At 71.5% G+C, this 24,733-nt stretch carries 28 protein-coding genes and 3 tRNA genes; 5 read left to right on the forward strand and 26 right to left on the reverse strand.

Features of this window, described 5'->3' with window-relative positions; translation table 11 throughout:
- Window positions 1–21: 21 nt before the first annotated feature.
- The 8 genes from CTZ28_RS41145 to CTZ28_RS41175 form a co-directional block, all read right to left on the reverse strand.
- Entirely contained in the window at window positions 22–1,470 is a 1,449-nt protein-coding gene (locus CTZ28_RS41145; RefSeq protein WP_121894875.1) for an MFS transporter, read from the reverse strand.
- A gap of 81 nt (window positions 1,471–1,551) precedes the next feature.
- The gene (locus CTZ28_RS41150; protein ID WP_121894876.1) at window positions 1,552–2,130 is read right to left on the reverse strand and encodes a TetR/AcrR family transcriptional regulator; all 579 of its coding nucleotides are present in this window, start codon (window positions 2,128–2,130) and stop codon (window positions 1,552–1,554) included.
- A gap of 32 nt (window positions 2,131–2,162) precedes the next feature.
- Window positions 2,163–2,318, reverse strand: coding sequence for a hypothetical protein (locus CTZ28_RS47520; RefSeq protein WP_183154848.1), 156 nt, complete (start codon window positions 2,316–2,318; stop codon window positions 2,163–2,165).
- 43 nt (window positions 2,319–2,361) lie between these two features.
- Window positions 2,362–2,790: a MaoC family dehydratase gene (locus tag CTZ28_RS41155; protein WP_121894877.1), complete on the reverse strand. Its 429-nt coding sequence runs from the start codon at window positions 2,788–2,790 to the stop codon at window positions 2,362–2,364.
- Window positions 2,791–2,793: 3 nt separating this feature from the next.
- A complete protein-coding gene (locus tag CTZ28_RS41160) occupies window positions 2,794–3,246 on the reverse strand; it encodes a MaoC family dehydratase N-terminal domain-containing protein (protein WP_121894878.1) in 453 nt (150 codons plus the stop codon).
- 120 nt (window positions 3,247–3,366) lie between these two features.
- A complete protein-coding gene (gene rpmG, locus CTZ28_RS41165) occupies window positions 3,367–3,531 on the reverse strand; it encodes a 50S ribosomal protein L33 (RefSeq protein WP_003948671.1) in 165 nt (54 codons plus the stop codon).
- 90 nt (window positions 3,532–3,621) lie between these two features.
- Window positions 3,622–3,694: transfer RNA gene (locus CTZ28_RS41170), tRNA-Met, on the reverse strand.
- A 46-nt stretch (window positions 3,695–3,740) separates the two neighbouring features.
- Window positions 3,741–3,813: transfer RNA gene (locus CTZ28_RS41175), tRNA-Thr, on the reverse strand.
- A gap of 279 nt (window positions 3,814–4,092) precedes the next feature.
- Here CTZ28_RS41175 and CTZ28_RS41180 point away from each other — a divergent pair.
- Window positions 4,093–5,355 (forward strand): amidohydrolase family protein, encoded by a 1,263-nt coding sequence (locus CTZ28_RS41180; protein ID WP_121894879.1) that lies wholly within the window; start codon window positions 4,093–4,095, stop codon window positions 5,353–5,355.
- A 170-nt stretch (window positions 5,356–5,525) separates the two neighbouring features.
- Window positions 5,526–6,182, forward strand: coding sequence for an NAD(P)H-binding protein (locus CTZ28_RS41185; protein ID WP_121894903.1), 657 nt, complete (start codon window positions 5,526–5,528; stop codon window positions 6,180–6,182).
- Between the two features lie 64 nt (window positions 6,183–6,246).
- Here CTZ28_RS41185 and CTZ28_RS41190 read toward each other — a convergent pair whose 3' ends face one another.
- Both CTZ28_RS41190 and CTZ28_RS41195 read right to left on the reverse strand, forming a co-directional pair.
- Window positions 6,247–6,459: a hypothetical protein gene (locus CTZ28_RS41190; protein ID WP_121894904.1), complete on the reverse strand. Its 213-nt coding sequence runs from the start codon at window positions 6,457–6,459 to the stop codon at window positions 6,247–6,249.
- A 90-nt stretch (window positions 6,460–6,549) separates the two neighbouring features.
- Window positions 6,550–7,050 (reverse strand): Dps family protein, encoded by a 501-nt coding sequence (locus CTZ28_RS41195; protein ID WP_121894880.1) that lies wholly within the window; start codon window positions 7,048–7,050, stop codon window positions 6,550–6,552.
- A gap of 481 nt (window positions 7,051–7,531) precedes the next feature.
- On the opposite strand from CTZ28_RS41195, the gene CTZ28_RS41200 reads away from it, so the two are divergent.
- The gene (locus tag CTZ28_RS41200; RefSeq protein ID WP_121894881.1) at window positions 7,532–7,732 is read left to right on the forward strand and encodes a hypothetical protein; all 201 of its coding nucleotides are present in this window, start codon (window positions 7,532–7,534) and stop codon (window positions 7,730–7,732) included.
- Window positions 7,733–8,032: 300 nt separating this feature from the next.
- Here CTZ28_RS41200 and CTZ28_RS41205 read toward each other — a convergent pair.
- A tRNA-Tyr gene (locus CTZ28_RS41205) sits at window positions 8,033–8,114 on the reverse strand.
- Window positions 8,115–8,341: 227 nt separating this feature from the next.
- On the opposite strand from CTZ28_RS41205, the gene CTZ28_RS41210 reads away from it, so the two are divergent.
- The gene (locus CTZ28_RS41210) at window positions 8,342–8,830 is read left to right on the forward strand and encodes a YajQ family cyclic di-GMP-binding protein (RefSeq protein ID WP_121894882.1); all 489 of its coding nucleotides are present in this window, start codon (window positions 8,342–8,344) and stop codon (window positions 8,828–8,830) included.
- A 109-nt stretch (window positions 8,831–8,939) separates the two neighbouring features.
- On the opposite strand, the gene CTZ28_RS41215 is transcribed toward CTZ28_RS41210, so the two are convergent.
- The 3 genes from CTZ28_RS41215 to CTZ28_RS41225 form a co-directional block, all read right to left on the reverse strand.
- Window positions 8,940–9,206, reverse strand: coding sequence for a GlsB/YeaQ/YmgE family stress response membrane protein (locus CTZ28_RS41215; RefSeq protein ID WP_121894883.1), 267 nt, complete (start codon window positions 9,204–9,206; stop codon window positions 8,940–8,942).
- Window positions 9,207–9,662: 456 nt separating this feature from the next.
- Window positions 9,663–10,247, reverse strand: coding sequence for an SMI1/KNR4 family protein (locus CTZ28_RS41220; RefSeq protein WP_121894884.1), 585 nt, complete (start codon window positions 10,245–10,247; stop codon window positions 9,663–9,665).
- 97 nt (window positions 10,248–10,344) lie between these two features.
- A complete protein-coding gene (locus tag CTZ28_RS41225) occupies window positions 10,345–11,496 on the reverse strand; it encodes a barstar family protein (protein WP_121894885.1) in 1,152 nt (383 codons plus the stop codon).
- Window positions 11,497–11,751: 255 nt separating this feature from the next.
- Here CTZ28_RS41225 and CTZ28_RS41230 point away from each other — a divergent pair, with 255 nt between their 5' ends.
- Window positions 11,752–12,153 (forward strand): YccF domain-containing protein, encoded by a 402-nt coding sequence (locus tag CTZ28_RS41230; RefSeq protein WP_121894886.1) that lies wholly within the window; start codon window positions 11,752–11,754, stop codon window positions 12,151–12,153.
- 175 nt (window positions 12,154–12,328) lie between these two features.
- Here the strand turns inward: CTZ28_RS41230 and CTZ28_RS41235 are convergent, their stop codons facing one another.
- From CTZ28_RS41235 to CTZ28_RS41290, 12 genes are all read right to left on the reverse strand, one after another.
- Window positions 12,329–12,838 carry a DUF2231 domain-containing protein gene (locus CTZ28_RS41235; protein WP_121894887.1) on the reverse strand — a complete coding sequence of 170 codons (510 nt, stop codon included), beginning with the start codon at window positions 12,836–12,838 and terminating at the stop codon, window positions 12,329–12,331.
- A gap of 185 nt (window positions 12,839–13,023) precedes the next feature.
- Window positions 13,024–13,887 (reverse strand): zinc metalloprotease HtpX, encoded by an 864-nt coding sequence (htpX, locus tag CTZ28_RS41240; RefSeq protein ID WP_121894888.1) that lies wholly within the window; start codon window positions 13,885–13,887, stop codon window positions 13,024–13,026.
- Between the two features lie 267 nt (window positions 13,888–14,154).
- The gene (locus CTZ28_RS41245) at window positions 14,155–15,678 is read right to left on the reverse strand and encodes an NADH-quinone oxidoreductase subunit N (RefSeq protein WP_121894889.1); all 1,524 of its coding nucleotides are present in this window, start codon (window positions 15,676–15,678) and stop codon (window positions 14,155–14,157) included.
- A complete protein-coding gene (locus tag CTZ28_RS41250; protein ID WP_121894890.1) occupies window positions 15,675–17,303 on the reverse strand; it encodes an NADH-quinone oxidoreductase subunit M in 1,629 nt (542 codons plus the stop codon). Before CTZ28_RS41250 ends, CTZ28_RS41245 begins: the two co-directional genes overlap by 4 nt.
- 6 nt (window positions 17,304–17,309) lie before the next feature.
- A complete protein-coding gene (locus tag CTZ28_RS41255; RefSeq protein ID WP_121894891.1) occupies window positions 17,310–19,304 on the reverse strand; it encodes an NADH-quinone oxidoreductase subunit 5 family protein in 1,995 nt (664 codons plus the stop codon).
- The gene (gene nuoK / locus CTZ28_RS41260) at window positions 19,301–19,681 is read right to left on the reverse strand and encodes an NADH-quinone oxidoreductase subunit NuoK (RefSeq protein WP_121894892.1); all 381 of its coding nucleotides are present in this window, start codon (window positions 19,679–19,681) and stop codon (window positions 19,301–19,303) included. The genes CTZ28_RS41255 and nuoK overlap by 4 nt, the downstream gene beginning before the upstream one ends.
- Window positions 19,681–20,292: an NADH-quinone oxidoreductase subunit J family protein gene (locus CTZ28_RS41265; RefSeq protein WP_121894893.1), complete on the reverse strand. Its 612-nt coding sequence runs from the start codon at window positions 20,290–20,292 to the stop codon at window positions 19,681–19,683. The genes nuoK and CTZ28_RS41265 overlap by 1 nt, the downstream gene beginning before the upstream one ends.
- Window positions 20,289–20,840 (reverse strand): NuoI/complex I 23 kDa subunit family protein, encoded by a 552-nt coding sequence (locus CTZ28_RS41270; RefSeq protein WP_121894894.1) that lies wholly within the window; start codon window positions 20,838–20,840, stop codon window positions 20,289–20,291. Before CTZ28_RS41270 ends, CTZ28_RS41265 begins: the two co-directional genes overlap by 4 nt.
- Window positions 20,841–20,842: 2 nt before the next feature.
- Window positions 20,843–21,811 carry a complex I subunit 1/NuoH family protein gene (locus CTZ28_RS41275; RefSeq protein WP_121894895.1) on the reverse strand — a complete coding sequence of 323 codons (969 nt, stop codon included), beginning with the start codon at window positions 21,809–21,811 and terminating at the stop codon, window positions 20,843–20,845.
- Complete coding sequence (locus tag CTZ28_RS41280) at window positions 21,808–23,457, reverse strand: NADH-quinone oxidoreductase subunit C (RefSeq protein ID WP_121894896.1); 1,650 nt, start codon at window positions 23,455–23,457, stop codon at window positions 21,808–21,810. Before CTZ28_RS41280 ends, CTZ28_RS41275 begins: the two co-directional genes overlap by 4 nt.
- Window positions 23,454–24,101 carry an NADH-quinone oxidoreductase subunit B gene (locus CTZ28_RS41285; protein ID WP_121894897.1) on the reverse strand — a complete coding sequence of 216 codons (648 nt, stop codon included), beginning with the start codon at window positions 24,099–24,101 and terminating at the stop codon, window positions 23,454–23,456. Before CTZ28_RS41285 ends, CTZ28_RS41280 begins: the two co-directional genes overlap by 4 nt.
- Window positions 24,092–24,499 carry an NADH-quinone oxidoreductase subunit A gene (locus CTZ28_RS41290; protein ID WP_121894898.1) on the reverse strand — a complete coding sequence of 136 codons (408 nt, stop codon included), beginning with the start codon at window positions 24,497–24,499 and terminating at the stop codon, window positions 24,092–24,094. Before CTZ28_RS41290 ends, CTZ28_RS41285 begins: the two co-directional genes overlap by 10 nt.
- Between the last annotated feature and the right edge of the window lie 234 nt (window positions 24,500–24,733).

The following is a 24,733-nucleotide window of genomic DNA, read 5'->3' on the forward strand; positions in this document are numbered from 1 at the left end:
GCGCGTGTACCGGACGGGCGTTCAGCGGGTGCTGGCCTCCAGCGCCGGCGCCGGTTCGGCCGACGTCACGATCCGGCCGGGGATGCGGCGGGCCGGGATCAGCAGGGCGGCGAGCCCGCCGAGGGCCACCGTCGCGGCGCCCGTCACCAGGGCGGGCCGCAGGCCGTCGACGAAGGACTGCGCGGACTCGTAGCCGCCCCGCGCCGAGAAGATCGACGACATGATGGCGATGCCGAGCGCGCCGCCCACCTCGCGCAGGGCGTTGTTGGCGCCGGAGGCGATGCCCTGCTCGGACGACCGGACGCTGGACATGACCAGGTTGGCGGCCGGCGCGAAGTACAGGGCCATGCCGATGCCGCTGACGATCAGGCCGGGCAGCTGGGCGGCGTACGAGACGTCGGCGGTGACCACGGAGGCCAGGTAGCCGAGCCCGACGGCCTGGAGGAACAGGCCGGCCGCGACGACCGGACGGCCGCCGATGCGGTCGGAGAGCATCCCGGCGACCGGCGCGACGAGCATCGGCATACCGGTCCACGGCAGCATCCTGAGGCCTGCCTCGGTCGGCGAGTAGCCGAGCACGCCCTGCATGTACTGGCTGAGCAGGAAGATCGACCCGAACATCCCGAGGAACATCAGCAGGCTGGCCGCGTTGATCCCGGCGAAGGCGCGGGAGCGGAAGAGCCGCATCGGCAGCATGGCGTTCCGGGCGCGGGAGCCGTGGACGACGAAGGCGACCAGCAGCGCGCCGCCCGCGAGCAGGCCGGCGAGCACGACGGCGTCGGTCCAGCCGTCGGCGGGGCCGCGGACCAGCCCGTAGACGATGCCGAAAAGGCCGCCGCTGGCGAGCAGGGTGCCGGGGATGTCGAGCGGGGCGCCGGTGCCGTGGGACTCGGCGAGGCGGAGCCGGGCCAGCGGCAGCAGGGCCAGGCCGACCGGCACGTTCAGCCAGAAGATCCAGTGCCAGGAGACGTGCTCGGTGAGGCTGCCGCCGATGAGCGGCCCGGAGGCCACGGCGAGACCGTTGACGGCGCCCCAGATGCCGTACACCGTCCCGCGCTTGGCGGCGGGCACGGCCGCCGTCAGCAGGGTGAGCGTCAGGGGCATCATTACGGCCGCGCCGGCGCCCTGCACCGCGCGTGCCGCGATCAGCGAGTCGATGCCGGGCGCCATGGCCGCGGCGGCCGAGGCGCCGGTGAAGACCGTGAGCCCGGCGAGGAAGAGGCGGCGCCGGCCGAAGCGGTCGCCGAGCGCGGCGCCGAACATCAGCAGGACGGCGAAGGTGAGCGTGTAGGCGCTCACGGTCCATTCCAGGTCGTCCAGCGCCCCGCCGAGGTCCTCGCGGATGGAGGGCAGGGCGGTGGTGACGACGAGGTTGTCCAGGGACGCCATGAATCCGGCGACGCTGGTGATGACGAGGGCCCAGGTGGCTCCCCCGCGGCGTGCCGTGGTCGGCGCGGTCTGCTGTGACATCGCTCCCCCAGAGCGTGATCGATGATTAGTCATTGATTACTAACTTTCGAGCTCATGAAAAGGCGGCGCCACAGGCCCGCCTCAGCTCCCCTGCCCGTCCGCCGGCCCGCTGACCCGGGCGGACGGGTACATCCCCTGCCAGACCCGGTGGTCCGGCGGAAAGCCCATGGCCGCAAGGGTGTTGATGAGCATCCCGTAGGCCAGGAAGCTCGTCGTCTCGTTCTCGTCGGCCCCGAGCGGCAGATGCACGGTCTCCCACAGCCGCATCCAGCCGGCCCGCACGGCCTCGCCGAACTCGTGGTCGCCCTCCGCCTCGGCGGCGGCGACCGCGATGAACGTCTGCATCTGCATCCGGAGCCGCTCCGGCTGCTCCTGGATCATCCGGACATACGCCTGGGCCATGGCGTGCACCGCTTCTTCGCCCTCGAGCCCCTCGCCCGCCTCCTCCAGCACCCGGCACACGTCGTCGATGCAGCGCAGCGAGGCGGCGGCGAAGATGGCCTTCTTGCCCGGGAAGAGCCGGAAGAGGTACGGCTGTGAGACCCCCACCCGTTTGGCGATCGCCTCGGTCGAGGTGCCGTAGTAGCCCCCCTGCGCGAACTCCGCGATCGCCGCGCGAATGACACCTTCGCGCCGCTCGTCTGCGCTCATCCTGACCATGCGAGTAAGTTAGTGCTCAATCACTACCTACGTCAAGCGATGCCGCCGGGCGACCGCGGGGACGGGACGCGCGCGGGCCGGGCGTGCACGAACAGCACGCGTACGAACAGCACGCGTACGAACAGCACGCGTACGGACGGGCCGTGCGCCGACGGGACGCGTAAGGGGCGCCCCCTCTTGCCGGGCACCCCTCACCTCCGCTCCGGCGCTCGGGCCGCCGGCCGTGCGGGCTCAGGCCAGCCGTACGAGCGCCCGGGACATGCCCAGCACCTTCTGGCCGCCGCTCGTGGCCGTCAGGTCCACCCGCACCGTGTTGTCGTCGAGCTTGGCCGCGACCTTGCCGCCGACCTCGATCACGGCACCCTCGTCGTCGTTCGGGACGACGACGGGCTTGGTGAAGCGGACGCCGTACTCGACGACCGCGCCCGGGTCCCCGGTCCAGTCGATGACCACCCGGATCGCCTCGGCCATGGTGAACATGCCGTGCGCGATGACGTCCGGCAGTCCCACCTCCTTGGCGAACTTCTCGTTCCAGTGGATCGGGTTGAAGTCCCCGGAGGCGCCCGCGTAGCGCACGAGCGTCGCGCGGGTCACCGGAAACGTCTGCGCCGGCAGCTCGGTGCCGACCTCCACGTCGTCGTAAGCGATCTTCGCCGTCATCTCTCAGCCCTCCCCGGCCGCGCGCGCCACCAGCTTGGTCCAGGCCGTCACCACGTGCTCGCCCGCCTCGTCGTGGACCTCGCCCCGGATGTCCAGGATGTCGTTCCCGGCCAAGGACTTGATGGTCTCGATGGTCGAGGTGACCTGAAGCCGGTCGCCCGCGCGCACCGGGCGCGTGTACACGAACCTCTGGTCGCCGTGCACCACTCGGGTGTAGTCGAGGCCGAGCTGCGGGTCCTCGACGACCTGCCCCGCGGCCCGGAAGGTGATCGAGAAGACGAACGTCGGCGGCGCGATCACATCGGGATGGCCGAGCGCCTTGGCGGCCTCCTGGTCCCGATACGCCGGATGGGTGTCCCCGACCGCCTCGGCGAACTCGCGGATCTTCTCCCGGCCCACCTCGTAGGGCTCGGTGGGCGGGTAGCTCCGACCCACGAAGGACTGGTCGAGCGGCATGGCCCGGCACCTCCTGATGTCAGCTGTGATGGTCCACAAGGTAGCTGGGTTCCAGCCGGTGGAAACGACGTGAGGCCGCCCCCAAACTGCGGGGGCGGCCTCACGGTACGAGCCTGAAGGTCAGCGCGTTTCGCGGTGCGCGGTGTGCGCGTTGCAACGCGGGCAGTGCTTCTTCATCTCAAGACGGTCCGGGTTGTTACGCCGGTTCTTCTTGGTGATGTAGTTCCGCTCCTTGCACTCCACGCAGGCCAGCGTGATCTTCGGGCGGACGTCGGTGGCAGCCACGTGAGTGCTCCTATGACGAACGGATGGACTGATTCAACGCAAGAAAGAGTAGCCGATCGAAGGACCGACCCCGCAATCGGCTACTGTCAGTAGCGGTGACCGGACTTGAACCGGTGACACAGCGATTATGAGCCGCTTGCTCTACCGACTGAGCTACACCGCTTTGATGAGATCGGACCCCGCCTCGCGACGGGAACCTCTCACACCAGAGCCCCAAAACGGAATCGAACCGTTGACCTTCTCCTTACCATGGAGACGCTCTGCCGACTGAGCTATTGGGGCGAGCGATGAAGACATTACACGCTAGGCCGCCGTTCACCCAAATCCGTTTCGTACCGCCCACCGAGGCTCCTTCGGCCCCCGTCCCGGCAGCCTCCTGAGCCCCTTCCAAAGGCCCTCCACGCGCGCGTGGCGGACCGGACGGACCACACCGGTACGACTATTGCGCTCCTCCCCGCCGCGTGCGACTCGCCACCCTAGGCTCGACTCACTCTGCGTGATCATGAGTCCTCTCCGTCCTCCCACGCAGCCCGAGCCGCAGCCCCGAGCCCCTGGACCCCGATGCCCGACAGCCAGCCGCCCCCGCCCCCGCCCTCGTCGAATCCCCCGGGCTCCTCGGGCCGGTCCGACGGGACCCTCGTACTGTGCGGGGCGCGGCTCACCGACGGCCGTACCGTGGACGTGCGGCTGGACGGCGGGCGCATCGAGGCGGTCGGCACGGCCGGCAGCCTGGCGCCGGGACCGGTCCGTTCCGGCTCCCGCGTCGACCTCAACGGCTATCTGCTCCTTCCGGCCCCGGTGGAGCCGCACGCCCACGCCGACACCGCGTTCTCCGCCGACCGCGGTGCACCCGTCTCGTACGACGCGGAGGACGTCCAGCGCCGGGCGACGGAGGCCGCCCTGCTGTACCTCGGGCACGGGGCGACGGCACTGCGCGCGCACGTGCGCGTGGGCGACGTCCAGGGGCTGGGCGCGCTGGACGCCGTCCTTCAGGCGGGGCGCTCGCTGCGCGGGCTCGCGGAGCTGACCACGGTGGCCGTGCCGCGGCTGCTGACCGGGGCGGCCGGGGCCGACGGGCTGGCGATGCTGCGCGACGCGCTGAAGATGGGCGCCTCCGCGGTGGGCGGCTGCCCCGACCTCGACCCCGATCCCACGGGCTACGTCGAGACGGTCCTGGAACTGGCCTCCGAGCACGGCTGCCCCGCCGACCTGCACACGGACGCATCCGACCCGGCCCGCCTCGCCCGGCTCGCGGCAATGGCGGGCGGGCTGCGCCCCGGCGTGACCCTCGGCCCGTGCGGCGGTCTGTCCCGGCTGCCGGCCGAGGCGGCAGCCCGCGTCGCGGACCGGCTCGCGGCGGCCGGGGTGACCGTGGTGTGCCTGCCGCAGGGCGGCTGCGGCGCCGTGGAGCGGCGGGGTACAGCCCCGGTGCAGCTGCTGCGCGCCGCCGGGGTACGGGTGGCGGCCGGGAGCGGCGCCCTGCGGGACGTGTCCAACCCGGTCGGCCGCGGCGACCCGCTGGAGGCCGCCTACCTGTTGGCCTCAAGCCACGGGTGCTGCCCGGAGGAGGCGTACGACGCCGTGAGTGGCTCGGCCCGCGCCGCCCTCGGCCTTCCCGAGGTCCGCGTGGAGGCCGGCTTCCCCGCCGAACTGCTCGCGGTACGCGGTCACCATCTGGCCGGCGCGCTCTCCCTCGCGTACAGCCGGATCGTGGTGCACAGGGGGCGCGTGGTTGCGCGCACCAGCGCGGTACGGGAGTACTGCAACTCGGCGGTCGCCGCGGAACTGGGGCTGCCGCGCCAGGGGCGGGGCGACGTCTCCTGAGGAGCGCGGGCACTGGGCGGGCCAGGAGGAGCGCATCAGGGGAAGCGGGTGGAGTGAGGGGAAAGCGAGGGGAAGGGGAGCGCGCGACGCGAGCTCTCACGCGGGGCGCTCGCGGCGAACGGGCCGAACGCGTACGGCGGATGCGGCTCTTCGGGCGTACGGTCGGAAACATGCGCATTGTCATTGCTGGTGGTCATGGTCAGATCGCGTTGCGGCTGGAACGCCTCCTCGCCGCGCGCGGGGACGAGGTCGCGGGGATCATCCGGAAGGCCGAACAGGAAGGCGATCTGCGGGAGGCCGGTGCCGAACCGATCGTCCTCGACCTGGAGTCGGCCTCGGCCGGAGAGGTCGCGGAGCGCTTGCGGGGCGCGGACGCCGCCGTGTTCGCGGCGGGCGCCGGCCCGGGCAGTGGCGCGGCCCGCAAGGAGACGGTGGACAAGGGCGCTGCCGTGCTGTTCGCGGACGCGGCCGTGCAGGCGGGCGTGCGCCGTTTCCTCGTCGTCTCCTCCATGGGCGCGGACCCGGCCCACGAGGGGGACGACGTCTTCGACGCCTACCAGCGCGCCAAGGGCGCGGCCGACGCGTACGTGACCGGTCTGGACGCCCTGGACTGGACGATCCTGCGCCCCGGCATGCTGACGAACGAGCGCGGCACCGGCCTCGTACGTCTGGAGGCACACACAGGGCGCGGCTCCGTCCCGCGCGCGGACGTGGCCGCCGTCCTCGCGGAGCTGGTGGAGAGCCCGGCGACGGCCGGTCTGACGCTGGAGCTGATCAGCGGGTCGGCGCCGGTGTCGGTCGCGGTGAAGTCGGTGGCGGGGAACTGAGGCCGGCCGCGGCCCGTTGGACCTGTTGACCGGTCGGACCCGCAGCACCGGTCGGCACCATCCATCAGAAGAGGGGCAGCTGCCCGGGGAAGTCCGGTACGGCGTACCCGTCCAACGCCGGCTGGGCCGCGTCCAGTTGCGCCTGCAGTCGCGAGCCGACGCACGAGACGAGTTCGCTGCTCTCGCGCGCGCCGGGCGGGTCGTGTCGCGCGAAGCGTCCCGCGACGACGGCGATGTCACGACGGCACACCGGACAGGTTCTACGACGGGAGGCCATGGAGCCAGTGTCCTTCATCGACCCCGGAAACCCCGTCGCGATCGCCCGCGGAAACACTGTCGCGCACATGATCTGCCGTGCCGAACGGTGTCAGATGGTTCGGTTCTCCGCGCTGACCATCCAGGCGTGCTTCTCCAGGGAGTCGATGATCGCGTGCAGCAGATCGGCGGTGGAGGGATCCTCGTTGTCGACCTGGTCGTGGTAGCTGCGCACCGTGTCGACGGTGGCACGCAGCCGCGCGGTCATGAGATCGACAACGGCGCTCACGCTCGTCTCTCCCTCCGGGAACGCGGGGAGTGTGGTGCTCGCCGCCACGGTGTCGGAGCGGCCGTCCGGCCAGTGGTCGAGGGCGCGCATGCGTTCGGCGATGACGTCGGCCGACTCCCGGGCGTCGTCGACGATCTGGTCGAGTTGCAGGTGCAGGTCACGGAAGTTGTGGCCGACCACGTTCCAATGGGCCTGCTTCCCCTGGAGATGCAGTTCGACGAGATCCGCCAGGATCTGTTGCAACGCCTGGGCCATCGGCTGCGAGGCCGTGAAGCCGGTGACATCGGCCTCCGAACGCCGGGAGCCCCCAGCGGAAGCGGTCATGGCATGTCTCCTTTTGGCAGAAGTGCGCAGCAGCCCCCTGGAGCGGAAGGCCCGTCTCCCTACACGATCAAGGCTACGTAGGTCCCCCTCCGCCGCCACCGCTCCTGATCCGCTCGGGCGACCTCCGAGATCGGCAGGGCATGGCCGTACCGCGACGGGTCCAGGAGGGGGTCGGGGTGTCTCACCCACCGCGGTCACGATGCCCCCGTGACCGGTGGCCGTACGGCGATGCGTCGACGTGGCCGGCCGCCACCATCAGGGACCCCGGCCCCTCCGGTGGCCCTGCCCTCGGCCTTCGCGCCGCCGGAGGGCCTCAGCCGGCTCCCGATCGCCGTCCGCCGGACCGCCGCGTTCTCCGCCCGGCTTACGGCAGGACACACAGCGCTGCCACTCGAATGGCGCACCATCACGTGCCACCCACACGAGTGAAGATCAAGCTGACTAGTGCCCCAACCGAGGCAATCCGTGAAAGGGGAACCACATGCGCATTCGACGAATCCTCGCGGCCGTCATCGCCACGGCAGCCCTCGCCGGACTCGGCCTCACAGGCGCCGCCACCGCCACCGCACAAGGTGCTCCATCCTACGTCACCCCTTCCGAGTGCAAGCAGGGCGGCGGAACGGCCGATCTGGCGGACAACACCTGCAAGGGCGGTACGCACAACGGGGAGAGGATCGACTGAACCCCACAAGGCGCCCCGCAGCCACGCGCCGCGGGGCGCTCCCGCGCGAGCGTGGCCCTATGGGGAGGTGTGGGCCAGGGCGCTCGACCAGACGCGGGAATGGGCGAACAGCGGGATCGACGCAGCCCTTCGGGAGTGGAACGAACCGGAGTGATCATGCTCACTTCCGAGGGACACCTGGGGGGCGGTACGAGGTGAGACACGTCCACGCCCCGTCCACAACGAATCGAGCGGGAAGAGTAACCAAGAGACCCCCTCTGACCAGGCGTAACCTGATCAGAGGGGGTCTCTTTTCAACCGTGGCGGCGCCAGGATTCGAACCTGGGAAGGCTGAGCCGGCAGATTTACAGTCTGCTCCCTTTGGCCGCTCGGGCACACCGCCGGGTTTCGCTGCCGTGCGGAGTCCGCTGTTCGGCGGTGCTCCCTGGCAACGACGTAAACAATACCCGATGCCGAGGGGTGCTTCGCCACCCGATTGATCGGCATCCGGCCCCCGTCCGATGGCTAGGCTGGTGCGGATGCGGCCCGGTCTCGCACCGGGCTCGGCGGCTGCCTCCGCGCACGCCGACACGCACCCGATACGCCCCCCGATACAAGGAGCCACAGGACATGGCCGACTCCAGTTTCGACATCGTCTCGAAGGTCGAGCGGCAGGAGGTCGACAACGCCCTCAACCAGGCCGCCAAGGAAATCTCGCAGCGTTACGACTTCAAGGGCGTGGGCGCCTCGATCGCCTGGTCCGGCGAGAAGATCCTGATGCAGGCGAACTCCGAGGAGCGGGTCAAGGCTGTCCTCGACGTCTTCCAGTCCAAGCTGATCAAGCGCGGCATCTCGCTGAAGGCGCTGGAGGCGGACGAACCCCAGCTCTCCGGCAAGGAGTACAAGATCTTCGCGTCGATCGAGGAGGGCATCTCCCAGGAGAACGCGAAGAAGGTCGCGAAGATCATCCGTGACGAGGGCCCGAAGGGCGTGAAGGCCCAGGTGCAGGGCGACGAGCTGCGCGTCAGCTCCAAGAGCCGGGACGACCTGCAGGCCGTGATCGCCCTCCTGAAGGGGCACGACTTCGACTTCGCCCTGCAGTACGTGAACTACCGGTAGTCCCGCCGGTCCGCGCTTCGCGCGGACACGGGAACGACGCGACCCCGAGGAAGGGTGGGCACCGAGGCGGCCCACCCTTCTCGTCTGTCGGTGTCGCGCCCGGGACCGATCAGTCGCGCGAGTTGCCGAACAGGATGCGGTAGAGGACCAGGAGGACGAGCGAGCCGCCGATCGCGGCCGCCCACGTGGCCCCGTCGTAGAAGTCCTTGGTGATGGGGTGGTCCAGCCAGCGGGCCGAGACCCAGCCGCCGATGAACGCGCCCGCGATGCCGATGAGGGTCGTGCCGATGAAGCCGCCCGGGTCACGCCCGGGCAGCAGGATCTTGGCGATGGCGCCGGCCAACAGTCCCAGGATGATCCAACCGATGATGCTCATGCTGTGAACCTGCCCTCCCGCGCTGTGCTCGCACTGTCCGGACGCTGTGATGTCCGCCGCGCCGGCTGTGCTTCGCAGGCCGTACGGCCCGGGGTCCGTGCCGTCCGTCCTGCGCGTGTTCGTGCCTTGTCGCTCCAGAAGACGCCCCGCACGCCCCGGCCGGTTGCAGCGAGCAACAGCGGGTCCGGAACGCCGTGATCGTCCGCCCGGCTCGCCGCCCCGCATCCGCCTCGGGCCCTGGCGGCAGGTCGGCCGCGCCGGTCACCAGGTGGTGCCGACGGGCTCGTCGGGTTGCCCTGCCTGCGACCGCGGTGGCCGTGGGCGCGGCGCGCGCGGGGGTGCTCGCGGCCAGGGCGACGGCTTCCGGCGTACGGCGGTGGTTGGCGGGGCGCTGAGAGTGGAGGGGCAAGGGGGTCGAGCCTCGAGTGCCGTCGAGGCCCGGTGGCGGGGTCGGCTTCAGGGGGTCCGCGCGGGTGCCGTACGGCTCCGGAAGTCGGACCACGGTTCCAGGTCCATGCCGTCGTTGTTCTCCTCGTTCTCCTCGTTCTCCTCGTACCAACCGGTGCCGTCGAGCCAGGCGCGCAGCCAGTCGGTGAGGCTGGGCGCGTCCACGTACCAGGCGTGGTCGGCCTCGTCGGCGTTCGGCTCGTAGAGCAGGACGGTGGCTTCCGGAGTGCCGCAGTCCACGCACGCGTACATCCCGCACCCCCAGTGGGATATCGGCAGGACGCCCTCGGGCCAGGGCCAGTCGGGGTCCCGCCGGCCCTCGTCACGGTTGGCGAGGTACTGGGCGACGGCGGCCGGTTCGCCGGAGGGCGGGCTGTCGAGCAGGGGCAACAGGCCGTACTCCGGGCCGAAGCCGCCGTCCGCTATGCGGCTGTAGAGCGAGGCGAGCAGCGGTGGCAGGGGGAAGCCCAGGGCGGCCTCCGCCCGGGTGGGTGCGGCCGGGTCGACGGGGCCGGGCAGCGAAGGCCAGCCCCACGGGCGGGAGGTACGGGCCTGTGCGGCAACCCGTGTCAACAACTGCTCGATCTCGGTCATGGCTTCATGATGCAGGCCGCCTCTGACAATCGTGCGGGCCTGTGGACAACCTCGTACCTGTGGAAAACCGTGGTCGGCGGCGGTGGGTGACGGACGGTCAGTCCAGCCGGACCTCGATGCCTTTCCCGGTGAGGAACCGCACGAGGCCCTCGAAAGTCTCCGGGCCCCGCAGGAGCGGAGTCGGCCCCAGGCAGGTGCGGGCGATGTCGGAGCCGTGCCAGACGAGGGTGAACGGCCAGGCCGCACCGAAGCCGCCGCACAGGGCGTCGGCGGTGGCATCCAGGCCCCAGCCGAAGTAGCCGCCGGGGCCGTTCACGGCTTCGCCGAGCGCGCAGAAGAAGCCGGGGGCGTCGGTGACGAAGCGGCCGTCGAGGTGGCAGGCCGTGCCCGGCGGCCTGTCGGGTCCGCGACCGTGCTGGTGGAGGGCGGTGGTCAGCCAGTAGGCGCGGCCGTCCGCACCGCACGCCGCCCATGCGTTGGGCTCGGACGGCCGTCCGTCCTCCCACAACCGCCAGACCTGGGGAGCGACGGTGGGCGGTCGCCGGGACCGCGGTGCCAGCACGAGGTCGACCAGGCCGTGGCCGCGGGCTGCCGGGGCCCAGGCGACCAGGTCGCCGTCCGCGGCGACCTGGATCGGGCGGCCGGATCCGTCCAGACGTACCAGCTCGGCCGGCCCGAGATCCTCCTTGCCGGCCTCGATCGCCGCGCGCAGGGTGCCGGTCGCGGAGCAGCCGAGCAGCCGCACGGGCGGGCTCTCGCGGGGCTCGGCCGATCCGTCGAACGGGGTGATCACGTCCTTGCAGGTCCCGAGCGGCTCCTCGCGCGCATCGTGCAGCCGGTCCTGGCCCAGCAGCCGGTAACCGGCGGACAGCGGTCGGGGGTGGGGGACGATCCGGTCCTCCTCGTCCACGGACGCCTCGATGGTGACGTCGCGCAGCGACAGGTCGCGCGCGCAGGGGCGGTCGTCGAGGACGCGGACGTCGTACAGACAGCACCAGCCGAACCCGTCGCCCCGCCGGTCGAGGACTTCCAGGACGAGCGGTCCGAGCGGTGCCGAGCCGGTCGCCCGTGCGTCGGCGAGGGTGGCCGCGAAGCCGCCTTCGGGTGCGCAGCCGAGGAGTTGGAAGGTGCCGCGGTCCAGCTCCGGTTCATCCGCGCAGAGATCTTCCGCGTCCGCGCACAGGGCCACGGTCTCCTGCGTTTCCCTCTCGTCGTCGTACACCATGACGGCGTACCTCGATGCCCCCACCTGCGGTTTCCCTCCCCTGACCATGCTCCCCTCAGCGGTCGGCGCGCCACGATCGGCCGGTGCCCGGGGACGATCTCGCGGCCCGGCGACAGCAGGGACACCGGGTTCTGCCCGAAGTGGGCGATGCCGAACGGGATCGCTCCCCGACGCTCACAACTCTCCCACCAGGCCACTGCGGTTACGACTTCATACTTGAGCGCCGGATACTAGCTGGTGAGACCGCATTCGAGTGTCACTCCTGAAGGGGCAGCGATCATGAAACCGATCAACCTCGTCCTCAACGTCCTGTGGTTGATCCTCTGCGGGATCTGGATGGCGATCGCCTACGCCGTGGCCGCGCTGATCTGCTTCGTCCTCATCGTGACCATCCCCTTCGGCATCGCCTCGCTCCGGATCGCCGGCTTCGTGCTCTGGCCCTTCGGCCGCACCACGGTGCCGAAGCAGAACGCCGGGGCCCCCTCGTGCATCGGCAACGTGATCTGGATCGTCTTCGCGGGCTGGTGGCTCGCCCTCGGTCACCTGATCACGAGCATCCCGCTCTTCCTGTCGATCATCGGAATTCCCTTCGGCTGGGCGAACCTCAAGCTGATTCCGCTCTCCCTCACGCCCCTGGGCCACGAGGTCGTCCCGACCGATGAGGCCTTCGGCGGACGCTGACCCCTCTGCGCCGGCTCACCGCCGGCAAGGGAGACAGCGACCGAAACGATCCCGGCGTGGTCGCTGCGATCACGGCTTCGGAGCCGTAGTGGTGACGACCCGTCGGGTACGGCCCGGTCCGGACGAGACACCCCTGCTCGAGTGCGCGCCCCTGCGTGCCCCGAAGCCGCCCCTGTCAGCGGAGCCCCGCAGGCGTCGTCGTCTTCGAGACAGCGTCGTGCCAGGCGGCCTTCGCCCCGGAGTCGCCGATCCGGTAGACGTCCACGACCGCGCCCACCGCAACGGCCAGCGAAAGGACCCCCACGACGATCCGGACGGGCAGGGCCGACCAGCGCGTCCCGCCGTCACGCCCGGGTTCCGCCGGAGCGCTCCTTGCCGCCCACCACACGACCGCGGCCAGCACGAACAGACCCAGGGCCCAGGGCAGCAGCCCGTCACCCAGCTCGGCGTGCCGCCGAACCAGGGCGTCGTCGGTCACATGCCGTTCCAGCCACTCGCCGGCCTGTGTGGTGAGCGGCACGCTGACCAGGGCGACCAGGGCCAGAAGCGGCAGCAGCGGGCCCAGCCGCCGAGCGGCGCGCGGCCACAGCGCTGCCACCACCAGGGCCAGTGCAGTGAGAGGTACCAGCACGACGACTATGTGAACCAGCAGGACATGGGCGGGCAGACCGTTGACCAGACTCATCGAGGCGCTCCTCAGCGTGGTGGGGCGCGCCAGCCTGGCACAGCAATCTCTCAGTTCCCTCTCAGGCGGTAGGGGCGGGAGACGCCGTGGAATCCGGCGGGATGTGGCCCCTTGAGTGCCTGACGGGGACGAGCACGGCGGGGAAACGCTGCTCGGGACGGGTCACCTGATGTTCAGGACGGTCTTCACTGGTTGCGGCCCGCCATCTTCTCCAGCCGGGCGATCCGGTCGGCCATGGGCGGGTGGGTCGAGAACATCCTGGACAGTCCCTGGCCCGGGCGGAACGGGTTCGCGATCATCATGTGGCTCGCGGTCTCGATCCTGGGCTCCGGGGGCAGGGGCAGTTGCTTGGTGCCGGCGTCGAGCTTGCGCAGGGCGCTGGCGAGGGCGAGCGGGTCGCCGGTGAGCTGGGCTCCGGAGGCGTCCGCCTCGTACTCCCTGGATCTGCTGATGGCCAGCTGGATGAGGCTGGCGGCGAGCGGGCCCAGGATCATGATCAACAGCATGCCGAGCAGGCCGGGGCCCTCGTCGTCGTCGGAGCGGCCGATCGGGATCAGCCAGGCGAAGTTGACCAGGAACATGATCACCGAGGCGAGGGCGCCGGCGACCGACGAGATGAGGATGTCCCGGTTGTAGACGTGGCTGAGTTCGTGGCCGATGACGCCGCGCAGCTCGCGCTCGTCCAGGATGCGCAGGATGCCCTCGGTGCAGCACACGGCGGCATTGCGCGGATTGCGGCCCGTTGCGAACGCGTTCGGCGCCTCCGTGGGCGAGATGTACAGGCGGGGCATGGGCTGGCGGGCCTGCGTGGACAGGTCACGGACCATGCGGTAGAGGGCCGGGGCTTCGAACTCGCTCACCGGGCGGGCACGCATCGCGCGTAGCGCCAGCTTGTCGCTGTTCCAGTACGCGTACGCGTTCGTGCCGAGGGCGATCAGCACCGCCACGATCAGGCCCGTGCGGCCGAAGAAGCTGCCGATGACGATGATGAGGGCGGACAGTCCCCCGAGGAGTACTGCGGTCCTGAGCCCGTTGTGCCGGCGGTGCACGGTACGCCCTCCAAATGGTGCAGCAGGGGAACCCTTTGCTTGCTGGTGTGCTTGCTGATCTCCGAAGCCCCTGGTGCCGTGGTGTCACGTCCAGTGGACCCTCCCGTAGTGGTCAACGCCAGGCGAGGGCAGCGAGTTCCCTAGTGGGGGCGGCGGCGCGCGTCGGCCGTCCGGGTGACGATGCCCGTTTCGGCGGGCACGCGCGCGTGGCGCGGGTGGTTCACGCGCGCGTGCGGGCCGTTCAGAACAGGCCGGTGCCGGGTCTGTTCAGAACAGGCCGGTGCCGGCGAAGCGGAGTACCAGTTGGGGCGCCCCGGAGAGGGCGATGCCGAGGGTTCCGGTGAGGGCGATGGCGGCCGTGAGAGGGGCGGGGACGCGGTGCCGCGCGGGCTCTCCCTCGGGGGCACGGAACAGCAGCGCCGTCCACTGGAGGTAGTAGAAGAGCGCGATGACCACGTTGACGGCCATGACGACGGCCAGCCAGCCGAGGCCCGCGTCGACGGCGGCCGAGAAGACGGTGACCTTCGCGAAGAGGCCGATGACGCCCGGCGGCAGCCCGGCGAGGCACAGCAGGAAGAAGGCCAGGAGCAGGGCGGTCACGGGGTTCGAGGCGTACAGGCCCCGGTAGTCGCTGACGCGGTTGAGCGCCCTCGTACGGCCCACCAGGGCGGCGACGGCGAAGGCGCCGAGGTTCACGGCGGCGTACATGAGGGCGTAGGCGACCGTGGAGCCGATCGATTTCCGGGCGTCCGCGGAGTAACCGGCGGCGGCGATCGGGACCAGGAGGTAGCCGGCCTGGCCGACGGAGGACCAGGCGAGCAGCCGTACCGCGCTGTACGCGCGCGTGGCCTGCTGGCGCAGGGCACCGACATTGCCGACGGTCATGGTGAGGGCGGCCAGCGCGGCGAGCGCGGGGCCCCAGGCGTCGGAGTACGAGGGGAAGGCGACGACGGTGACGAGGATCAGGCCGGTGAAGCCGACGGCCTTGCCGACGACCGACAGGTAGGCGGCGACGGGCAGGGGTGCTCCCACGTAGGTGTCGGGCACCCAGAAATGGAAGGGCACGGCGGCGGTCTTGAAGGCGAAGCCGACCAGTGTGAGGACGACGCCGGTCTGGGCGAGCGTGTGGAGCTGTCCGTCGACGTGCTGGATGCGGTCGGCGATCTGGGTGAGGTAGAGGGTGCCCGTGGAGGCGTACACGAAGCTGATGCCCAGCAGGCTGACCGCGGTGGCGGTGACCGAGGACAGGAAGAACTTCAGGGCGGCTTCCGAGGACCTGCGGTCACCGTGCCGGATGCCGACGAGGGCGAAGGCGGGCAGGGAGGCGACCTCCAGGGCCACGACGAGGGTGGCGAGGTCGCGGGAGGCGGGCAACAGGGCGGCGCCCGCGGCGGAGGAGAGCAGCAGGAACCAGAACTCCCCTTCGGGGAGTCTCCGGCGTCCGTCCTTGAGGGCGGTGACCGACAGCAGGGCGGCCAGCAGGGCACCGCCGAGGACGAGGAACTGGATGACGAGGGTGAACCGGTCGGCCGTGTAGCTGCACAGGCGCGGGTCGCCGGTCTGGCAGAAGGTGCTGCGGTCGCCGTCCAGGAGCGGCAGCAGCAGGAGGGCCGAGACGGCGAGTCCGGCCACGGCGCACCAGCCGAGTACGGCCTTCTTCGCGTCGGGCACGAACAGGTCGGCGACGAGGACGCCGAGCCCGACGACCGCCGCGGCGGTGGGCGGGGCGATCGCGAGCCAGTCGACGGACTGGACCAGCGACTCGGCCAGGGGCTGGGCCGGGTGGCTCATCGGGTGCCTCCTGCGAGGAGCTGCTGCACGGCCGGGTCGGTCAGGCCGAGGAGGGCCCTCGGCCACAGCCCGGCCACGACGGTGAGGGCGACGAGCGGCGTCCAGGCCGCGAACTCGTACGTGTGGACGTCGGCGAGCTTCGGGGCCTGTTGCGGTACGGGGCCCATGCAGACGCGGCGGACCACGATGAGCAGGTACGCGGCCGTCAGCAGCGTGCCGAACGCGGCGATCGCCATGAACGTCAGGAACGCGGGGCGGCTGAGGCCGGCGGCGGGCCGGAACGCGCCGAACAGGGCCAGCATCTCGCCCCAGAACCCGGCCAGTCCGGGCAGGCCGAGGGAGGCGACCGCGGCGAAGGCCAGCAGGCCGCCGAGGCGCGGCGCCTTGCCGTAGAGCGCCGCCCCGGTCTGGAGCTGATTCGGCGCGGCGGAACCGCTCGTCGAGGGGCGGTGGCCGGGCGACAGGAGGGAAAGGGAGTCGAGGTCGGTGGTGCCCGTGCGGTCCTTGAGCGCGCCGACCAGGAAGAAGAGCAGGCCGGTGATGAGGCCGTGGGCGATGTTGGCGAACAGCGCGCCGTTGACGCCGGTCGGGGTCATCGTGGCGATGCCGAGCAGGACGAAGCCCATGTGGCCGACGGAGGAGTAGGCGATGAGCCGCTTGAGGTCGCCCTTCGCGCCCTGTCGGGCGAGGGCCAGGCAGGCCAGGGATCCGTAGATGATCCCGACGACGGCGAAGGCGGCGAGGTAGGGCGCGAAGGTGCGGAAGCCGTCGGGCGCGATCGGCAGCAGAATCCGGACGAACCCGTACGTACCCATCTTCAGCAGTACGCCGGCCAGCAGGACCGAGCCGACGGTCGGAGCGGCGGTGTGGGCGTCCGGCAGCCAGCTGTGCAGGGGCCACATCGGCGTCTTGACCGCGAGTCCGAGTCCGACCGCCAAAACGGCGATGACCTGCACGGATGTGGTCAGCGACCGGCCGTTGTCAGTGGCGAGTGCCATCATGTCGAATGTGCCCGCCTTGATTCCGATCAGGAGCAGGCCGAGCAGCATGACGACGGACCCGAGCAGGGTGAACAGGATGAACTTCCAGGCGGCCTGGGTCCGCCCCTCGCCGCCCCAGCGGGCGATGAGGAAGTACATCGGGATGAGCACCATCTCGAAGGCGAGGAAGAACAGCAGCAGGTCGAGGACGGCGAAGGTGGCGAGAGTGCCGGACTCCAGCAGGAGCAGCAGGGCGACGAAGGCCTTCGGGGACGGGCCCGCAGGCATCTTGAAGTAGGAGTAGAGCGCGCAGAGGAAGGTCAGCAGCGCGGTCAGGACCAGAAGGGGGAGGGAGATGCCGTCGATGCCGAGGTGGATCCGCACGTCGAGTGCGGGGATCCAGCTGATGTCGGTCGTGGCCTGCATCTTCGACGGATGGTCGTGGTCGAAGCCGAGCGCGAGGACGATCGTGGCGGCGAGGATCGCGCCGGTCACGGTCACGCCGTGGCGCAGCACGGCCTGCTCGGGCGACTTCCCCTTCAGCCCGGGCGGGGCGGGCAGCAGAGCGGCGACGGCGCCGAGGAGCGGGCCGACGACGACGAATGCCAGAAGGACCTGCATCACGGACGCATTGATATCGATCACGCCTGCTCACGCTCCCGTGGCGACGAGGAGGACGGCGACCGCCAGGACGACGGTGCCGGCGAGCAGCGCGCTCACATAGGTCTGTACGTTGCCGGTCTGGGCGCGCCGTACGGCGGCCCCGAGCAGGCGGGGCAGCGCCGCCGCGCCGCGTACGTAGGTGTCGACGACCTCGCGGTCGAGGAACCGGACGAGACTCGCTCCCGCCTGGACCGGGCGGACGAACAGTGCCGCGTACACGGCGTCCAGGTGGAAGCCGCTGGCGGCGGGCCGGTGGAGCGGGCCGAGCAGCAGCCGTCCGGGGTCGGCCGGGTCGGGGGCGTAGGCCACGTCGCCGTAGGCGGGCCGGTGGCTGGCGATGGCCTCCGCCTCGACCAGTCCGGCGTCGGCCTCGGGGTGGGCGGCGACCGCTCCCATCGGGGTGCGGGCTGCCAGTGCGGTGGTGCGCTGCCAGGCACCGTAGGTGACCAGTCCGCCGACCAGGGCGAGCCCTGTGCCGAGCACCGAGGTGGTGAGGGTCGGGGCCAGGCTGCCGCCGTCGAACCAGTCGGGCAGCAGTCGGAAGGCGAGGCCGCCGAAGGCCAGCGAGGGCACGGCGAGCACCCACAGCACGACGGTCATGGTGAGCGGCTGCCGGCCGTGGTCCGGGGCCTCGGTTCCCCGGCCGCGGAAGGCGAGCAGCCACAGGCGGGTCGCGTACGCGGCGGTGAGGAGGGCGGTCAACAGGCCGGCGAGGAGGACGATCCAGCCCGCGCCGCCGGGGGCGTGCTCGGTGTGGCCGGTGGCGACGTGCTCGGCCGCGCCGAGGACGGACTCCTTGGAGAAGAAGCCGCTGAACGGCGGGATCGCGGCGAGCGCGAGGAGCGCCACGGTCATCGTCCAGTACGCGTCGGGGACGCGGTCACGCAGCCGGCTCATGCGGGACATGGCGGCCAGCGAGTTGGTGCCGGCGGCGTGGATGATCACGCCGGCGGCGAGGAACAGCAGCGCCTTGAAGGCGCCGTGGGACAGGAGGTGGAAGACGGCGGCACCGCGGTCGCCGACCGCCAACGCGCCGGTCATGTAGCCGAGCTGGCCGATCGTGGAGTAGGCGAGGACACGTTTGATGTCGTCCTGGGCGAGCGCGGCGAGCGCCGAGCCGGCCATGGTGACGGCGGCCATGAAGGCGAGGACGACCATCGCGGCCGTGGAGGCCTGGAAGACGGGGAGGAGACGGGCGACGAAGTAGACACCGGCGGCGACCATCGTCGCGGCGTGGATCAGCGCGGAGACGGGCGTGGGGCCCGCCATCGCGTCGGGGAGCCAGGTGTGCAGCGGGAACTGCGCCGACTTGCCCGCCACGCCCGCGAGAAGCAGCAGGGCGATCAGCGTCGGATGGTCGAGTCCGCCGCTCGCGACGGTGCCGAGGACGCGGGTGATGCGGAAGGACCCGGCGTCGGTGGCGAGGGCGAACAGGCCGATCAGGAAGGGCACATCGCCGAGCTTGGTGACGAGGAAGGCCTTGAGAGAGGCGGCGCGGGCCTCCGGGGTCTCCCAGTAGTGGCCGACCAGGAAGTAGGAGCAGATGCCCATGACTTCCCAGCCGACCAGCAGCACGATCAGGTCGCCGGAGTAGACGACCAGGAACATCGCGGAGGTGAAGAGAGAGACGAGAGCGGCGTAGGAGGGGTAGCGCGGGTCGTCGCGCAGATAGCCGGTCGAGTAGATCTGCACGCAGGTGGCTACGGCCCCGACCAGGAGGGCGACGAGAGCGGCGAAGCCGTCGATGTGCAGGGCGAGTTCGATCGGGACCGAGCCGGTGGGCGTCAGCTCGGTGGCGGAGTCGATCGCGTCGCCGCCGCCCTGGCGCACGGCGACCAGTACGGCCAGCAGCAGGGCGGCGAGGGTCGGCAGGACGGCGAGCGGGCGGACGAAGCCCGGAGCCGTGCGGCCGAGCAGCAGCCCGGCCGCGGCACCCAGGAACGGCAGGAGGGGGACGAGAACGGCGAGGGTGGTCGTGGTCACGTGGTGGCCTCAGCCTTCTCCGCGGCGGGGGCGCCGCTGTCGGGGCCGTCGCTCTCGGGGCCCTCGGCGGTGTCGCGGAGCCGGTCGATGTCGGAGGTGCCGCGGTTGCGGTGGACGGCGAGGACGATCGCCAGGCCGATGCCGATCTCGGCGGCGGCGATGGCGATGGTGAACAGGGTCAGGGCCTGGCCGGAGTGCAGGGTCTCCGCGGCGGCCTTGCTGAGCCAGACGTCGAAGGCGACCAGGTTGAGGTTGACGGCGTTGAGCATCAGCTCGACCGACATCAGGACGAGGATCGCGTTGCGGCGGGCGAGAACGCCGTACAGGCCGGTGCAGAACAGGAGGGCGGAGAGCACGACGGGATAGACGAGGTGCATCAGCGGGCTCCTTCCGCTCGCTCGGCGGCGGCCTGGCCGTCGCGGGCGCCGGGGACCTCCGGGCCGGCCGCGTCCGCCTTCGCCTTGCGGGACAGGACGATCGCGCCGACCAGGGCGGCGAGGAGGAGGACGGACAGGGCCTCGAAGGGGAGGACCCAGTGCTGGAAGAGGCTTTCGCCGGTGACCTTCGTCGATCCGGCGGCGGCACCGTCCAGGTCGATCCAGGTGGCGCGGAACGCGTCGACGACCACCCAGACCAGGGCGGCCGCGGCGGCGACGGCCACGGTGAGGGCGGCCCAGCGGTTGCCGGAGTCCGCGTCCGGGGAGCGGCCGATGGGGGCCTTGGTGAGCATCAGACCGAACAGCAGGAGGACGACGACGGAACCGACATAGATGAGGACCTGCACCCAGGCGATGAACTCGGCGGTGAGCAGGAGGTACTCGACGGCGAGGCCGCCGAGGGTGACCACGAGCCACAGGGCGGCGTGCACCAGTTGCCGGGTGGTGACGCTGACGAGCGCGGCGCCGAAGGTGACCAGGCCGACGAGGAGGAAGGCGATCTCGACGCCGGTCGGGGACAGGAAGCCGTGGGTCGGGGCGGCAAGGCTCACGTGTCTCCCCCCTGGGGCTCGGCCTGGGCGGCGGCCAGCTTCTCGGCGGTCTTGCGGGCGGCGGCGATCTCCTTGGGCTCCTCCGCGCCGGCGTCGAGGGCGGGCGGGGCCGGGACGGTCCACATCCACTCGCGGAGCTTGTCGCGTTCGTGGGTGAGTTCGCGGATGTCGGTCTCGGCGTACTCGAACTCCGGGGACCAGAACAGCGCGTCGAAGGGACAGACCTCGATGCAGATACCGCAGTACATGCAGAGGGAGAAGTCGATGGCGAAGCGGTCGAGGACGTTGCGGCTGCGGTCGCGTCCGCCGGGGGCGGCGGCGGGGATCGTCTCCTTGTGGGAGTCGATGTAGATGCACCAGTCGGGGCACTCGCGGGCGCACAGCATGCAGACCGTGCAGTTCTCCTCGAACAGGCCGATGACGCCGCGGGTGCGCGGCGGGAGGTCGGGCTGGACGTCGGGGTACTGCGCGGTGACGGTCTTCTTCGTCATCGTGCGGAGGGTGACGGCCAGGCCCTTGGCGAGGCCGCTGCCAGGGATGGGGGCCATGGCTACTGGATCACCACCTTGACGATGCCGGTGAGGGCGATCTGGGCGAGGGAAAGGGGGACGAGGAGGGTCCAGGAGAACTTCTGGAGCTGGTCCTCGCGCAGCCGCGGGTAGGTGACGCGGAGCCAGATGACCACGAAGGCGAGGATCGCCGTCTTCAGCAGGGTCCAGACCCAGCCGAGGCCGTCGGCACCCCACGGGCCGTGCCAGCCGCCCAGGAAGAGGACGGTGGTCAGGCCGCACAGGACGATGATTCCGGCGTACTCGGCGAGCAGGAACAGGGCGAAGCGCAGGCCGGTGTACTCGGTGTACGCGCCGAAGATGATCTCCGAGTCGGCGACCGGCATGTCGAAGGGCGGGCGCTGCAGTTCGGCGAGGCCGGCGACGAAGAAGACGATCGCGCCGACGATCTGCCAGGGCAGCCACCACCACTCGAAGGCGTCGAGGATGCCGGGGAGGGAGACCGTGCCGGCCGCCATCGCCACGGAGGCGGCGGCGAGCAGCATCGGGAGTTCGTAGGCGAGGAGTTGGGCGGCGGTGCGCAGGCCGCCGAGGAGGGAGAACTTGTTGGCGCTGGCCCAGCCCGCCATGAGCGAGCCGAGGACGCCGACGGCCATCACCGCGAGGACGAAGAAGACGCCCGCGTCGAGGACCTGGCCGACCGCGCCCTCGCCGGGGCCGATCGGGATGGCGAGCAGTACGAGCAGATACGGGAGGAGGGCGACGGCCGGGGCGAGCTGGAAGATGCGGCGGTCGGCGCCGTTCGGGACGACGTCCTCCTTCTGCGCGAACTTGACGCCGTCCGCGATGAGTTGGGCCCAGCCGTGGAAGCCGCCGGCGTACATCGGGCCGAGGCGGCCCTGCATGTGCGCCATCACCTTGTGCTCGGTCTGACCGACGATCAGGGGGAAGGTGAGGAAGACGACGAACACGACGAGGAGTCGCAGGGCGACGTCCAGCACGCCGTTCACTGCGGGCCTCCTAGGGGAGTGTCGGGCGCGTTGTCCTGAGCGCTGTCGGGAGCGGGGTCGGGAGTGGGCGCGCCAGGGGCTGGGGCGGCGGCGGTGCGACCGGCCGTGGGCGGCTCGTCCGAGGGGGCCGGTTCACCAGGAGCCGGCTTCTCGTGCCCCGGCTTCGCGGACCCGGACTCCTCGGAGGCCGTTGCCTCGGAACGGGGCGCCTCGGAACGGGACTTCTCGGACACCGGCTCCTCGGAACCGGACTCCTCGGACACCCGCTCCTTGGACGCCGGCTGCTCGGACGCCGGGTTCTCGGGCCGGGGCTCTCCGGGCTCTGCTTCCTCGGCCGTCGGGTTGTCGACCGTGGGCCTGCCGTCGTCGCCGTCGGTGTTGGTGTCCGACGGCGCGTCGGCCGCCCGGCCGGACTCCGGCGCCGGACGCGTCTCGGCCCCGGGGCTCGCCTCCACGGGTTCGGGGGCGGTGGGCTCCGCCTGCGGGGGCCGCTGTCGTTCCGGTTCGTCAAAGGCGGGGCGGGCGTGGTGCCAGGGCGCGTCCGAGCTGCGGGGCGCCGTGGGCCGGGGGGACGGCGGGGCGGCCGTGTCGGGTGCCGTGGGTTCCTGTGTCGCCTCGGCCTGCGCGGCAGCGCGTTGCGAGGCGGACCCCTCCGACGCGTTGCGCGACCGGCGCGGACCCGCGGGCGCCGCCTGCTTCGCCGCTGCCGCGGAACCGGTCGACTCGGCAGCCCCCGACGTCGCCGACGCCTGCCCCGCCCCTTCAGCGCCCTCGGCCCGCTGGGAAGCGGAGCCCTCGCCCGCGCTGCGCGACCGGCGGGGGGTGGCCGGGAGGGAGCGCTCGGCTCGCCGGCCAGCCCCGGCTTCCGAGGCACCGCCCGCCCCACGAGGCGCGGACGCCTCCGAGGGCGCCTCCGAGGACGCTCCCTCGGCCGCCGCCGCGCCCGCCGTCTGGCTGGCGGAACCCTCCGCCGCCGTACGGGCCCGGCGGGGTGGCCGGGCGGTGGGCTCGGTCGGTGCGGCGGCGGGCTCCGCCGTGGTGCGGGTGCGGCGGACCGGGCGGGTCGGGGCCGGGGGGAGTTGGCCCTTCAGTGGACCCCATTCGTTGGGGTCGGGGACGCCCGGGGGAAGCATCTGGCGCCGCTTGGGGCCGCCGTGGTCGGACTCGCCCGGTTCCTTCGCGCCGGGCCAGGCCTTGGCGACGCGGGCCGCCAGGACGAAGTCCTTGCGGAGCGGATGGCCCTCGAAGGTCTCCGGGAGCAGGAGGTGGTCCAGGGCGGGGTGGCCTTCGAAGCGGACGCCGAACATTTCGTGCGTCTCGCGCTCGTGCCAGGCGGCGCCGGCGTAGACACCGACGGCGGAGGCCAGCGCCGGCGCCTCGTGGGGGACGGTCGTGCGCAGCAGCAGGCGCCGCACCGGGGCGAGGGCGACGACGTGCGCGGACACCCGAAAGCCCGTGCCCGGTTCGTCGACCGCGCTCAGCCAGTCGAAGTAGGTGCAGGTCAGGGTCGTACGCGCGGTCTCGAGCGCGGGGATCCAGGACTGCGGCGGCACGTCGACGGTGAGGACCTCGTAGGACTCCTCGGCCGTGGCCTCGGGGCCGAAGAGTTCCTCCGCGGGGGCGGGGAGCCAGCCGACGGTGGTCATCGCGAGCCCCCCTCCCCGGCGGGCGGTCGCGCCGGCTCCGCGGCCGACGAGCGGACCGGCTCCACGGCCGGCGGGTGGACCAGGCCGCTCCGGAGCGCGGCGGTGGACGGCCGCCCGGCCGCGTACCGCTCCCCCAGCGACTCCCGGGCGATCTTCTCCTGGAGCTTGAGGATCCCCTGGAGCAGCGCCTCGGGGCGGGGCGGGCAGCCGGGTACGTAGACGTCCACCGGGATGATCTGGTCGACGCCCTTGGTGACGGAGTAGGAGTCCCAGTAGGGGCCGCCGCAGTTGGAGCAGGCGCCGAAGGAGATGACGTACTTCGGCTCGGGCATCTGCTCGTACAGGCGCTTCACGGCCGGGGCCATCTTGTCCGTCACCGTGCCCGACACCACCATCAGGTCGGCCTGGCGGGGGCCGGGCGCGAAGGGGATGACGCCGAGGCGGATGAAGTCGTGGCGGGCCATCGACGCGGCGATGAACTCGATCGCGCAGCAGGCGAGGCCGAAGTTGAAGACCCAGAGCGAGTAGCGGCGGCCCCAGTTCAGGACGATCTTCATCGGTTCGGGGGCCAGGCGGGCGAGCGCGCCGAGCCGCTTCGGCTCGGGCAGCAGCACGGGCTCGGGGGTGGTGGGGGTCACGTCCATGCCAGGACGCCCTTCTTGTATGCGTAGAGCAGGCCCACGGCGAGGAAGCCGAGGAAGATGAACATCTCGACGAGCGTGGTCCCGCCGTAGCCGTGGTCGGCGAAGACGGTCGCCCAGGGGAACAGGAAGATCGAGTCGACGGCGAAGATCACGTAGAGGAAGGCGTACACGTAGTAGCGGACCTGGGTGTGGGCCCAGCCCTCGCCGACGGGGTCGACGCCGCACTCGTACGTGAGCAGTTTCTCCGGTGTGGGGACGACAGGGCGCAGCAGCCGGCCGGCGCCGAAGGCGACCCCGACGAAGAGCACGCCCACCAGCGCGAGCAGTCCCACGACCGAATAGGACTGGAAGTAGTCCGCCGCGACGACGGCGGTCGAGTCCCCCAACGTCTCCCGCAACGTCCGTCCCTCGCTCCCTGACCCGGTGACCTGAGTGCCTTGGTGAATCGAGTGCCTTGGTGAATCCCGTGTCGCCACACGATTCGACGCTCTGCACGATTCGACGCTCTGTACGCACGGGAGTCTAGGCCCTGATAAAGGGCCGGTAAGCAGCCCGTCACAGACTCCGTCCGGCCCTGGTCCGCGGCCGGGACGGGAAGGTGGGGTTTTCCCCCGGGTCCCGTGGCGGCGGAC

The sequence above is a fragment of the Streptomyces shenzhenensis genome, from assembly GCF_003688995.1.
Lineage (GTDB): Bacteria > Actinomycetota > Actinomycetes > Streptomycetales > Streptomycetaceae > Streptomyces > Streptomyces shenzhenensis_A.

Excerpts from the sequence above, each read along its gene's own strand:
- CTZ28_RS41145 (WP_121894875.1), bottom strand. The coding sequence starts at position 1,470 with ATGTCACAGCAGACCGCGCCGACCACGGCACGCCGCGGGGGAGCCACC.
- CTZ28_RS41150 (WP_121894876.1), bottom strand. The coding sequence starts at position 2,130 with ATGGTCAGGATGAGCGCAGACGAGCGGCGCGAAGGTGTCATTCGCGCG.
- CTZ28_RS41155 (WP_121894877.1), bottom strand. The coding sequence starts at position 2,790 with ATGACGGCGAAGATCGCTTACGACGACGTGGAGGTCGGCACCGAGCTG.
- CTZ28_RS41160 (WP_121894878.1), bottom strand. The coding sequence starts at position 3,246 with ATGCCGCTCGACCAGTCCTTCGTGGGTCGGAGCTACCCGCCCACCGAG.
- CTZ28_RS41180 (WP_121894879.1), top strand. The coding sequence starts at position 4,093 with ATGCCCGACAGCCAGCCGCCCCCGCCCCCGCCCTCGTCGAATCCCCCG.
- CTZ28_RS41185 (WP_121894903.1), top strand. The coding sequence starts at position 5,526 with ATGCGCATTGTCATTGCTGGTGGTCATGGTCAGATCGCGTTGCGGCTG.
- CTZ28_RS41190 (WP_121894904.1), bottom strand. The coding sequence starts at position 6,459 with ATGGCCTCCCGTCGTAGAACCTGTCCGGTGTGCCGTCGTGACATCGCC.
- CTZ28_RS41195 (WP_121894880.1), bottom strand. The coding sequence starts at position 7,050 with ATGACCGCTTCCGCTGGGGGCTCCCGGCGTTCGGAGGCCGATGTCACC.
- CTZ28_RS41200 (WP_121894881.1), top strand. The coding sequence starts at position 7,532 with ATGCGCATTCGACGAATCCTCGCGGCCGTCATCGCCACGGCAGCCCTC.
- CTZ28_RS41210 (WP_121894882.1), top strand. The coding sequence starts at position 8,342 with ATGGCCGACTCCAGTTTCGACATCGTCTCGAAGGTCGAGCGGCAGGAG.
- CTZ28_RS41215 (WP_121894883.1), bottom strand. The coding sequence starts at position 9,206 with ATGAGCATCATCGGTTGGATCATCCTGGGACTGTTGGCCGGCGCCATC.
- CTZ28_RS41220 (WP_121894884.1), bottom strand. The coding sequence starts at position 10,247 with ATGACCGAGATCGAGCAGTTGTTGACACGGGTTGCCGCACAGGCCCGT.
- CTZ28_RS41230 (WP_121894886.1), top strand. The coding sequence starts at position 11,752 with ATGAAACCGATCAACCTCGTCCTCAACGTCCTGTGGTTGATCCTCTGC.
- CTZ28_RS41235 (WP_121894887.1), bottom strand. The coding sequence starts at position 12,838 with ATGAGTCTGGTCAACGGTCTGCCCGCCCATGTCCTGCTGGTTCACATA.
- CTZ28_RS41245 (WP_121894889.1), bottom strand. The coding sequence starts at position 15,678 with ATGAGCCACCCGGCCCAGCCCCTGGCCGAGTCGCTGGTCCAGTCCGTC.
- nuoK (WP_121894892.1), bottom strand. The coding sequence starts at position 19,681 with ATGCACCTCGTCTATCCCGTCGTGCTCTCCGCCCTCCTGTTCTGCACC.
- CTZ28_RS41270 (WP_121894894.1), bottom strand. The coding sequence starts at position 20,840 with ATGGCCCCCATCCCTGGCAGCGGCCTCGCCAAGGGCCTGGCCGTCACC.
- CTZ28_RS41280 (WP_121894896.1), bottom strand. The coding sequence starts at position 23,457 with ATGACCACCGTCGGCTGGCTCCCCGCCCCCGCGGAGGAACTCTTCGGC.
- CTZ28_RS41285 (WP_121894897.1), bottom strand. The coding sequence starts at position 24,101 with ATGGACGTGACCCCCACCACCCCCGAGCCCGTGCTGCTGCCCGAGCCG.